At 72.3% G+C, this 8,662-nt stretch carries 9 protein-coding genes and 1 rRNA gene; 7 read left to right on the forward strand and 3 right to left on the reverse strand.

From position 1 onward, the window contains the following. Positions 1-7 precede the first annotated feature (7 nt). Positions 8-124 (forward strand): 5S ribosomal RNA (gene rrf / locus C5508_RS18195). 183 nt (positions 125-307) lie between these two features. Here rrf and C5508_RS18200 read toward each other — a convergent pair. After that, positions 308-970 (reverse strand): DUF2461 domain-containing protein, encoded by a 663-nt coding sequence (locus C5508_RS18200; protein WP_104526335.1) that lies wholly within the window; start codon positions 968-970, stop codon positions 308-310. Further along, positions 967-1,536, reverse strand: coding sequence for a GNAT family N-acetyltransferase (locus tag C5508_RS18205; protein WP_104526336.1), 570 nt, complete (start codon positions 1,534-1,536; stop codon positions 967-969). Before C5508_RS18205 ends, C5508_RS18200 begins: the two co-directional genes overlap by 4 nt. Positions 1,537-1,601: 65 nt before the next feature. Between C5508_RS18205 and C5508_RS18210 the strand changes: the two genes are divergently transcribed. The 6 genes from C5508_RS18210 (at position 1,602) to C5508_RS18235 (ending at position 7,638) form a co-directional block, all read left to right on the forward strand. Further along, positions 1,602-2,825: a winged helix-turn-helix domain-containing protein gene (locus C5508_RS18210; protein WP_104526337.1), complete on the forward strand. Its 1,224-nt coding sequence runs from the start codon at positions 1,602-1,604 to the stop codon at positions 2,823-2,825. A 38-nt stretch (positions 2,826-2,863) separates the two neighbouring features. Then, positions 2,864-3,616, forward strand: a complete 753-nt coding sequence (gene thyX / locus C5508_RS18215) for an FAD-dependent thymidylate synthase (protein WP_104526338.1) — start codon at positions 2,864-2,866, stop codon at positions 3,614-3,616. Positions 3,617-3,692: 76 nt separating this feature from the next. Then, entirely contained in the window at positions 3,693-4,496 is an 804-nt protein-coding gene (locus C5508_RS18220) for a thymidylate synthase (protein ID WP_104526339.1), read from the forward strand. Between the two features lie 41 nt (positions 4,497-4,537). After that, positions 4,538-5,035 (forward strand): dihydrofolate reductase, encoded by a 498-nt coding sequence (locus C5508_RS18225; RefSeq protein ID WP_104526340.1) that lies wholly within the window; start codon positions 4,538-4,540, stop codon positions 5,033-5,035. Positions 5,036-5,044: 9 nt separating this feature from the next. Further along, positions 5,045-5,941, forward strand: coding sequence for a 4-hydroxy-tetrahydrodipicolinate synthase (dapA, locus tag C5508_RS18230; protein ID WP_104526341.1), 897 nt, complete (start codon positions 5,045-5,047; stop codon positions 5,939-5,941). Continuing rightward, positions 5,938-7,638: a ribonuclease J gene (locus C5508_RS18235; RefSeq protein ID WP_104526342.1), complete on the forward strand. Its 1,701-nt coding sequence runs from the start codon at positions 5,938-5,940 to the stop codon at positions 7,636-7,638. The genes dapA and C5508_RS18235 overlap by 4 nt, the downstream gene beginning before the upstream one ends. A gap of 62 nt (positions 7,639-7,700) precedes the next feature. Here the strand turns inward: C5508_RS18235 and C5508_RS18240 are convergent. Next, the coding region (locus C5508_RS18240; protein ID WP_157944145.1) for a S9 family peptidase at positions 7,701-8,662 on the reverse strand (962 nt) is incomplete at its 5' end.

Here is an 8,662-nt window from a genome sequence, read left to right on the forward strand (position 1 = left end):
ACAGAGTTACGGCGGCCATGGCGAGAGGGAAACGCCCGGTAACATTCCGAACCCGGAAGCTAAGCCTCTCAGCGCCGATGGTACTGCCCTGGAGACGGGGTGGGAGAGTAGGACGCCGCCGGACAACTATTCACGAAGGGCCCCAGCCGCCAGGCTGGGGCCCTTCGTCGTCTGGCCGGTCCGCCCCTTGGCCGTTAGTGCACAAATGGCCGCGATCGGGTGGGGGGCTCGCGTGGCCTTCAGTGCACGAAAGGCCGCGTTGTCGGCCCCAGCAACTGCTTCCGGGCCTGTGCTGCGTACACCGCTGTCAGCGTCGGCGAGGTTCCTTCGTCGTCGCGCCGACGTTGTCGGCCAACCAGGTGTTGAGGGCAGCGAGGTCGCGCCAGGCGGCTCGTACTCGGTCCAGCGCGGCAGGGGTGTGCAGCCAGTCCTCCGGCGTCCAGTGCCGGCTGGCGTACAGCGAGCGGTGCTTGAGCAGCTCGATCCGCTCGTCGTCGGCAGAGAAGCCGGCAGGCACCCGCACGAGACGGTCGCCCTCGATCTCCCAGCCCGCGTCCCGGAGCCGCGTCACCTCCGTGTCCAGGGCCGGTCCCTGCACCGGGTCGGCCACGGCGCGGCGGTATCTCGCCACCTGGTCGGACTCCAGACGCCAGCAACCGCCCGAGACCGTGAGCCCGTCGGCGGAGATCTGCACGTACCAGGAGCCGGCGCCGCGGCCCTCCTGGACGACAACAGCGCCCTGGTGGGTCTTGTAGGGCGTCTTGTCGTGGCTGAACCGGACATCGCGGTAGGGGCGGAACACCTTGGCCGGCCCGAACTCCGGTGCCAGCTCCTCGAGCAGCGCCGTCATCGGGGTGCGCACGTGCGCCTCGTAGTCGGCCCGGTGCGCTGCCCAGTACGTCTTGCTGTTGTCGCCCTCGAGGCCCTCGTAGAACACCAGACCTTCATCGGGAAAGCCGTCGAAGCTCACCGGTTCGAATCCTCCTCGCTCATCTCCACGTGCCAGCGGATCTCGCGCAGCGGTGCGCCACCGGTCTCCAGCGTGCGGGCCCATCCGTCAGGGGCCCAGCCGGCGGACTCGAGGAAGGCGGCCGACACCCGGTCCGACTCCGGCAGCCACAGGCGCATGCGCCCGAAGCCGTCCGCGACGGCGAGATCGGTGACCGCGGCCAGGAGCCGGCTGCCGTGCCCGCGTCGGCCCCACCGCGGTTCCACCAGCAGCGTGCCCAGCTCGACCGTGCCGGGTGCGTCGTCGACCGGCGCGGCGGTGGTGAAGCCGACGACCTCGTCCCGCTCGAGAGCCACGAGGACCCGGTGCGCCGCGGTCGGCGGCGCCGTCACCGCAGCCGCCCAGGACGCGGTGACGGCCGTGTCGTCCCACTCGTCGAGCACCTCGGGGGGCAGGACGGCGCGGTAGGCCGTCCGCCAGGTCACGGCCTGCACGCGGGCGATGGCGGGTGCATCGGCCGGACGGGCCGGGCGGACGGAGACCTCCGCCGACCCCGTGAGGCGGGGAAAGGGCGGCGTCGGGTTCACCCGGGCAGCGTAAGTGCCCAGGTACCGGGAGCAGACGTCGTACCCGGCGGGCAGGATCTGACGGCGTGACCGCTGTCGAACGGCTGCCGGCAGCGCTGGCCAGGCGCATCGCGCTGGCGGCGCAGGGTTTCGCCGACCCACGTCCGGCCGGGCCGGTCGGAACGCGGCAGCTGAACCGGCTCACCGACCGGCTCGCCGTGGTGCAGATCGACTCGGTGAACGTCGTGTCCCGGTCCCACTACCTGCCCGCCTTCAGCCGCCTCGGGCCCTATCCCCGTCAGGCCCTGGATGCGCTCGCCGGGCGCAGGCACACCGTGTTCGAGTACTGGGCGCACGAGGCCTCGTTCCTACCCGTCCGCCTGCACCCCCATCTGCGCTGGCGGATGGCAGCGGTGCAGCAGGAGGCCTGGGGCAGCATGACGCGCGTGCAGCGGGAGCGGCCGGAGTACGTGGCCGCGCTGCTCGAGCGGGTGCGGCAGGACGGTCCCCTCCGGGCCGGCGAGCTGCAGGAAGAGCGGCCGAACCGGCCCGGCAGCATGTGGAACTGGCACGCCGGCAAGGCGGCCCTGGAGTACCTCTTCTTCACCGGTGAGCTGACCGCCTCCCGCCGCACAGCGGGATTCGAACGGGTCTACGACCTGCCCGAACGGGTGCTCCCCGCCGAGATCCTCGCCGCACCCACCCCGGACCGGCCCGACGCCGTACGCGAGTTGGTGCGCACCGCCGCGCGGGCCCTGGGCGTGGCCACCGAGACGGATCTGCGCGACTACTTCCGTCTCACGCCGTCCGACGCCCGGACCGCCATCGTCGAGCTGGCCGACGCCGGTGACCTGCTGCCCGTCGAGGTGGTCGGCTGGGGACGTCCCGCGTGGCTGGACCCGGGAGCCCGCCGTCCGCGGTGGATCCGGGCGCGGGCGCTGCTGAGCCCCTTCGACTCCCTGGTGTGGGAGCGGCCGAGGGTGGAGCGCATCTTCGCTTTCCGGTACCGCCTGGAGATCTACACGCCTGCGGAGAAGCGAGTGCACGGCTACTACGTGCTGCCGTTCCTGCTCGGGGACGAGCTGGTGGCGCGGGTGGACCTCAAGGCCGATCGCAAGGCCGGCGTCCTCCGCGTCCAGGCCGCACACGCCGAGGCAGGGGTGGACCGGTCTCGGGTGGCCGCCGCGCTCGCCGAGGAGCTGCGGCTGATGGCCGGCTGGATGGACCTTCCGGACGTCGCCGTCGTCGAGCGGGGAGACCTCTGGGCCGACCTCGGCCGCGCCCTGGGAGTTCTGCCCATCCCGGTCTGAGACCGGGCCACCGGGCGTCCCGCCGTAGGCTCCCGGACGTGCCAGAGATCGCGCCGCTCCGCGTCCAGGTCATCGCGCAGACGCAGTTCACGCCACCGGCGGACGTGCCGTGGGAGACCGACGCCGACGGCGGTCAGGCGCTCGCCGAGTTCGCCGGCCGGGCCTGCTACCAGTCCTGGGACAAGCCGGTGCCTGCGACCGCGACGAACGCCGGCTACCTGCGGCACATCCTCGAGGTCGGCCACCTCGCCGTCCTGGAGCACGGCACGGTGAGCATGTACGTCACCGGGATCTCCCGCTCGCTGAGCCACGAGTTGGTCCGGCACCGGCACTTCTCCTACAGCCAGCTGTCGCAGCGCTACGTCCCCGAGCGGGAGGCCGCCGTCGTGGAGCCGGCGGTCATCGCCGAGGACCCGGAGCTGCACGCGCTGTTCGTCGCCGCCACGGACGCCGCGACGGTCGCGTACGCAGAGCTGCTCGACGGGCTGGAGCAGCGCTTCGCCGACGTGCCCAACGCGACGCTGCGCCGCAAGCAGGCCCGGCAGGCCGCCCGGGCGGTGCTGCCCAACGCCACCGAGACCCGCGTCGTCGTCACCGGCAACTACCGGGCCTGGCGGCACTTCGTGGCCATGCGGGCCAGCGAGCACGCCGACGTCGAGATCCGCGAGCTGGCGATCGCCTGCCTGCGCGAGCTGCAGCGGGTGGCGGGCAACGTGTTCGGCGACTTCCGGATGAGCACGCTCGCCGACGGAACGCAGGTCGCCGCCAGCCCCCTGGTCACCGAGGGCTGATCGCCTCGTCGGCCCCTCCCGGCACGGAGGTCGCCGGCGTCCCGGACCGTCGGTGCGCCGCCGTAGGCTCGGGTGCGTGGCACCGATCGACACCCAGTACGAAGACCTCCTCCGGCGCATCCTCGAGCAGGGCGCCCCCAAGGAGGACCGCACCGGCACCGGCACCGTCAGCCTCTTCGGCGAACGGCTGCGCTACGACCTGTCGGAGACGTTCCCGCTGGTGACGACCAAGAAGGTGCACTTCAAGTCGATCGCCGTCGAGCTGCTCTGGTTCCTGCGCGGGGACAGCAACGTCAGCTGGCTGCGTGAGAACGGTGTCACCATCTGGGACGAGTGGGCCGCCGCCGACGGCGAGCTGGGCCCCGTCTACGGCGTCCAGTGGCGGTCGTGGCCGACGCCCGACGGGCAGCAGGTCGACCAGATCGCCCAGCTGCTGGACACCCTGCGCTCGGACCCGAACTCGCGTCGCATGATCGTCTCGGCCTGGAACGTCGCGGCCCTCCCCGACATGGCGCTGGCGCCGTGCCACGCGTTCTTCCAGTTCTACGTCGCCGACGGCAAGCTCTCCTGCCAGCTCTACCAGCGCAGCGCCGACATGTTCCTCGGCGTCCCGTTCAACATCGCCAGCTACGCGTTGCTCACGAAGATGATCGCCGCACAGGTGGGCCTGGAGCCCGGTGACTTCGTATGGGTCGGCGGCGACTGCCACATCTACCGCAACCACGTCCAGCAGGTCACCGAGCAGCTGTCCCGGGAGGTGCGGCCCTTCCCGACCCTGCAGCTCGCGCCCGCGCCGTCGCTGTTCGACTACACCTACGAGCACTTCACCGTGCACGACTACCGGCCCCACCCGGCGATCCGGGCAGCCGTGGCGGTGTGAGCGCGCCCGGAGTCCCATCGGCGCGCCGGCGCGGGATCGGGATGATCTGGGCGCAGGGCCGCGGTGGGGTGATCGGCGCCGGCGGCGGGTTGCCGTGGCACCTGCCCGAGGACCTCCGGCTGTTCCGGACCACGACGACCGGTTCGACCGTCGTCATGGGCCGCCGCACCTGGGAGTCGCTGCCCGAGCGGTTCCGGCCGCTGCCCGGGCGGATCAACGTCGTCCTCACCTCGGACCCGGACTGGTCGGCCGAGGGTGCGCTGGGCGCTGCGTCGGTGGAGCAGGTGCTGGCCGAGCACGACGCGTTCTGGGTGATCGGCGGAGGAGCGGTCTACACCGCGTTCCTGCCGCACGCCGACCGCTTGGTGGTCACCGACGTCGACGTCGACGTCGACGGGGACACGTGGGCGCCGGAGCTGGACGACGGCTGGGTGCGCACCTCCCGGACGCCGGCCGAGGGCTGGTCGGTGTCGGCGTCGGAGGGCCTGCGCTTCGCCGTGTCGGAGTACACGCGGGGCACCGGCCGCGGCGCTGGGTAGATTCATCCCATGACCACCGACCCCGCCCGGCCGTTCGGGCGCGTCCTGACGGCGATGGTCACCCCCTTCGCCGAGGACGGCTCGATCGACCTCGCCGGGGCCCAGCAGCTCGCCGCCCACCTGGTCGACCGGTGCGCCAACGACGGGCTGGTCGTCTTCGGGACGACGGGGGAGTCGCCGACGGTCAGCGACGCCGAGCAGCACGCGGTGCTCGAGGTCGTGCTGGACGCCGTCGGTGACCGCGCGACGGTCGTCGCCGGTGTCGGCACGAACGACACCGCGCACTCCATGGATCTCGCCCGGTCGGCCGAGCGCCTCGGCGTCGACGGCCTGCTCGTCGTCACGCCGTACTACAACCGGCCGCCGCAGGCCGGTCTGCTCCGGCACTTCACGTCGATCGCCGACAGCACCGACCTGCCGGTGATGCTCTACGACATCCCGGTCCGCACCGGGATGCCGATCGAGGTGGAGACCCTCGTGCGGGCCGCCGAGCACCCGCGGATCGTGGCGGTCAAGGACGCCAAGGGCGACCTCGGTGCGATCGCCTGGACGCTGGCCCGCACCGACCTCGCCTACTACAGCGGCGAGGACATGCTGAACCTCCCGATCCTCGCGCTGGGCGGCGTCGGCGTCGTCAGCGTCGTCAGCCACCTGGTCGGCCCTCGCCTGGCCGAGATGCTCGCCGCCGTGGAGGCCGGCGACCTCGCCACCGCCCGGTCGATCAACCAGAGCCTGCTGCCGGTCTACACCGGCATCTTCCGCACCCAGGGCGTCATCACGGTCAAGGCCGCGCTCAACGCGCTCGGCCTGCCGGCCGGTCCGGTCCGGCCGCCGCTGGTCGACGCCACCCCCGAACAGCTCGCGCAACTGCGCGACGACCTCGCCGCTGGAGGCGTAACCCTGTGAGTGGTCAGGTCACCCAACCGCACCTCGATCTCAAGGCGCCCCCGCCGCTGCCCGAGGGCGGCCTGCGGGTGATGGCGCTCGGCGGTCTCGGCGAGATCGGCCGCAACATGGCCGTGCTCGAGTTCGACGGCAAGCTGCTGATCATCGACTGCGGTGTGCTCTTCCCCGAGGCCGAGCAGCCCGGCGTCGACCTGATCCTGCCCGACTTCGGGGTCATCGAGCACCGGCTCGACGACGTCGTCGCCGTGGTCCTCACCCACGGGCACGAGGACCACATCGGCGCGCTGCCCTACCTGCTGCGGCTGCGGGGGGACATCCCGCTGGTCGGCTCGCGGTTCACCCTGGCGCTGGTCTCGGCCAAGCTGCGCGAGCACCGGCTGGACCCGACGCTGGTGGAGGTCGCCGCCGGCGACGACCACCTGGCCGGGCCGTTCCACTGCGAGTTCATCGCGGTGAACCACTCGATCCCCGACGCGCTCGCCGTCGCCGTCCAGACGCCGGCCGGCACGCTGGTGCACACCGGCGACTTCAAGATGGACCAGCTGCCGCTGGACGGCGTGCTCACCGACCTGGGCGCCTTCGCGCGGCTCGGCGTCGAGGGCATCGACCTGCTGCTTGCCGACTCGACCAACGCCGAGGTGCCTGGCTTCGTCACCCCGGAGCGGTCGATCGGGCCGGTGCTCGAGGACGTCTTCGCCCGCGCCACCCAGCGGCTGATCGTCTCCAGCTTCGCCAGCCACGTGCACCGCATCCAGCAGGTCCTGGACGCCGCCGACAAGCACGGCCGCAAGGTCGCCTTCGTCGGCCGGTCGATGGTGCGGAACATGGGCGTCGCGCGCGACCTCGGCCTGCTGCGGGTCGCACCGGGCCTCATGGTCTCCCTCGACGACGCCGCCAAGATGCCCGCCGAGCAGGTCGTGCTCGTGAGCACCGGATCCCAGGGCGAGCCGCTGTCGGCGCTCGGTCGCATGGCGCGTGGCGACCACCACCAGGTCACCATCGAGGCCGGCGACACCGTCGTCCTCGCCTCCTCCCTGGTGCCGGGCAACGAGACCGCCGTCTACAAGGTCATCAACGGGCTGGCCCGTCGGGGCGCGACCGTGGTGCACAAGGAGACCGCGCGGGTGCACGTCTCCGGGCACGCCCCGGCCGGCGAGCTGCGGACGCTGCTGAACGTGGCCAAGCCGAAGTACCTCATGCCCGTGCACGGCGAGTGGCGCCACCTGCGGGCGCACGCCAAGCTCGCCGAGGAGACCGGCATGTCCCGCGACCGGATCCTGCTCGCCGAGGACGGCGTGGTCGTGGACCTCGTCGACGGCAAGGCCAGCATCGTCGGCTCCGTGCCGGTGGGCGACGTCTACGTCGACGGGCTCAACGTCGGCGACGTGGGCGAGGAGTCGCTGCAGGCCCGCCGGATCCTCGGTGACGAGGGCTTCGTCGCGCTCACCGTGGTGATCGAGCCGTCCACGAAGACGATCGTGCGCCCGGTGCACCTGTCCACCCGCGGCTTCTCCGACGACCCCTCGGCGTTCGACGAGGTGCTCGCGCTGGTCGAGGACAACCTCAAGCGCGCCCTCACCGACGACGGCGCGGACGCCCACCGGCTGTCGCAGATCATCCGCCGGACCGTGGGCAAGTGGGTGTCGGACAAGCACCGCCGCCGCCCGATGATCATCCCGACGGTCCTCGAGGTCTAGCGGGGCGCAGCCGGCCGCAGGCGCCGTGCGCCGAGGGCGCGTTCCCCACCCGGAGCGCACTCTCACTGCGCATGGCCGCCGGCCACCGTGATCGGGGTGATGCTCTCCTCCGCGGGCAGGTCGAATTGCCAGACCTGGGCGTAGAAGGACAGTTCGCCGTCCAGGGCCGCGCGGATGTTCTCCGCCTTGCGGAACCCGTGCTGCTCGCCGGGGAAGAGCAGGTAGGCGTGCGGTACGCCCCTGGCCCGCAGCGCGGCGACGATCGCCTCGGCCTGCGACGGCGGTACGACGGCGTCCTCCTCGCCCTGGAACACCGCGAGCGGCGTGTCGAGGGTGTCGACGTGGTTGATCGGTGAGCGCTCGGCGTAGACGTCCGCGCCCTCCGGCCACGGCGCCACCAGGCCGTCGAGGTAGCGCGACTCGAACTTGTGCGTCTCGGCGGCCAGCGCGCCGAGGTCGGCCACGCCGAAGTGGCTGGCGCCGGCGGTGAAGACGCCCGGGCGCATGCTCAGCGCGGCCAGGACGGTGTAACCACCCGCGGACCCGCCGCGGATCGCCATGCGCGCCGGGTCCACGCGGCCGACGTCGGCGAGGTGCCGGGCGCAGGCGACGACGTCGTCGATGTCGACGATGCCCCAGCGACCCTGCAGCGCGTCGCGGTAGCGGCGGCCGTAGCCGGTGGAGCCGCGGTAGTCCACGTGCGCGACGCAGAACCCGCGCGACGTGAAGTACTGGATCTCCAGGTTCAGCACGCGGTCATGGCTGGAGGTCGGCCCGCCGTGCACCATCACGACCAGCGGCGGCAGCCCGCTCGCGGGGACGACCTCCGGGTTCGTCGGCGGGTAGACCACCGCGTGGGCGACGTCGATGCCCGTGCCGTCGTCGGGCGTGGGGAAGGAGACGAACTCCGGCGTCGAGAACCACGCCGGGCTCAGGCCGAGGTCGCGGGCCGGGCGGAGCACGGTGTACCCCGCCCATGCACCTCGGACGGTGCTGACGAAGGGTACGCGGTAGTAATGGGAGG

The sequence above is a fragment of the Blastococcus atacamensis genome, assembly GCF_002938425.1.
GTDB lineage: Bacteria > Actinomycetota > Actinomycetes > Mycobacteriales > Geodermatophilaceae > Blastococcus > Blastococcus atacamensis.

What these genes read in the sequence shown, in the direction of transcription:
- C5508_RS18225 (WP_104526340.1), top strand. Translation starts at nt 4,538, where the DNA reads ATGATCTGGGCGCAGGGCCGCGGTGGGGTGATCGGCGCCGGCGGCGGG.
- dapA (WP_104526341.1), top strand. Translation starts at nt 5,045, where the DNA reads ATGACCACCGACCCCGCCCGGCCGTTCGGGCGCGTCCTGACGGCGATG.